Source organism: Acinetobacter sp. YH12120, from assembly GCF_013418795.1.
Lineage (GTDB): Bacteria > Pseudomonadota > Gammaproteobacteria > Pseudomonadales > Moraxellaceae > Acinetobacter > Acinetobacter towneri.
Genome location: NZ_VPBI01000048.1, coordinates 1 through 1,989 on the forward strand (window position 1 = coordinate 1; position 1,989 = coordinate 1,989).

Consider the following 1,989-nt stretch of genomic DNA (forward strand, 5'->3'; position numbering starts at 1 on the left):
TGCTGGAGGTATCAGAAGTGCGAATGCTGACGTGAGTAACGACAAAACGGGTGAAAAACCCGTTCGCTGAAAGACCAAGGGTTCCAGTCCAACGTTAATCGGGGCTGGGTGAGTCGACCCCTAAGGCGAGGCCGAGAGGCGTAGTCGATGGGAAATTGGTTAATATTCCAATACTTCAGTGTAATGCGATGAGAGGACGGAGAAGGTTAAGTCAGCCTGGCGTTGGTTGTCCAGGTGAAAGGAAGTAGGCATGCATCTTAGGCAAATCCGGGGTGCTCTATGCTGAGATCTGATAGCAAGCTGTACTTGTACAGTGAAGTGGCTGATACCCTGCTTCCAGGAAAAGTCTCTAAGCTTCAGTTACACTGGAATCGTACCCGAAACCGACACAGGTGGTCAGGTCGAGTAGACCAAAGCGCTTGAGAGAACTCTGCTGAAGGAACTAGGCAAAATGGTACCGTAACTTCGGGAGAAGGTACGCTGTTGATGGTGATAGGACTCGCTCCTTGAGCTGTCGACAGCCTCAGAAACCAGGCCGCTGCAACTGTTTATTAAAAACATAGCACTCTGCAAACACGAAAGTGGACGTATAGGGTGTGATGCCTGCCCGGTGCTGGAAGGTTAATTGATGGGGTTAGCGTAAGCGAAGCTCTTGATCGAAGCCCCAGTAAACGGCGGCCGTAACTATAACGGTCCTAAGGTAGCGAAATTCCTTGTCGGGTAAGTTCCGACCTGCACGAATGGCATAATGATGGCGGCGCTGTCTCCAGCAGAGGCTCAGTGAAATCGAATTCGCCGTGAAGATGCGGTGTACCCGCGGCTAGACGGAAAGACCCCGTGAACCTTTACTGCAGCTTGACATTGAACTTTGACCTTACTTGTGTAGGATAGGTGGGAGGCTTTGAAACTTGGACGCTAGTCCGAGTGGAGCCGTCCTTGAAATACCACCCTGGTAATGTTGAGGTTCTAACTCTGTCCCGTTATCCGGGACGAGGACCATGTCTGGTGGGTAGTTTGACTGGGGCGGTCTCCTCCTAAAGAGTAACGGAGGAGTACGAAGGTGCGCTCAGCGTGGTCGGAAATCACGCGTAGAGTATAAAGGCAAAAGCGCGCTTAACTGCGAGACCCACAAGTCGAGCAGGTACGAAAGTAGGTCTTAGTGATCCGGTGGTTCTGTATGGAAGGGCCATCGCTCAACGGATAAAAGGTACTCTGGGGATAACAGGCTGATACCGCCCAAGAGTTCATATCGACGGCGGTGTTTGGCACCTCGATGTCGGCTCATCTCATCCTGGGGCTGAAGCAGGTCCCAAGGGTATGGCTGTTCGCCATTTAAAGAGGTACGCGAGCTGGGTTTAGAACGTCGTGAGACAGTTCGGTCCCTATCTACCGTGGGCGCTGGAAATTTGAGAGGATCTGCTCCTAGTACGAGAGGACCAGAGTGGACGAACCTCTGGTGTACCGGTTGTGACGCCAGTCGCATCGCCGGGTAGCTATGTTCGGAAGGGATAACCGCTGAAAGCATCTAAGCGGGAAGCCTACCTCAAGATAAGATTTCCCCGAGGCTTTATGCCTCCTAAAGAGCCGTTGAAGACTACGACGTTGATAGGTTGGATGTGGAAGCATAGCGATATGTGAAGCTGACCAATACTAATTGCTCGTGAGGCTTGACTATACAACACCCAAACAGTTGGGGTTGTATGCTCAATCGATTCAAATCCAATCAGTCAATTCAGACTGATCTTGATTTAGTTAACGCTAAACAATAAAATTCAGACCCAATACAGCCCAATCTGTTACAGATTCGGAAAACGCAGTGCATCACAGTCGTGAATAAGACCAATGCAAGTCTCCGTAAACAGTTGTGCTGGCGACCATAGCAAGAGTGAACCACCTGATCCCTTCCCGAACTCAGAAGTGAAACCTCTTCGCGCTGATGGTAGTGTGGGGTTACCCATGTGAGAGTAAGTCATCGCCAGCTCATTATTC

The 1,989-nt window shown here is 50.6% G+C and carries 2 rRNA genes; both read left to right on the forward strand.

Features of this window, described 5'->3' with window-relative positions:
• Positions 1-1,675 (forward strand): 23S ribosomal RNA (locus tag FTU58_RS13875); the annotation flags it as partial.
• Positions 1,676-1,866: 191 nt separating this feature from the next.
• Positions 1,867-1,981 (forward strand): 5S ribosomal RNA (gene rrf, locus FTU58_RS13880).
• Positions 1,982-1,989: the final 8 nt, after the last annotated feature.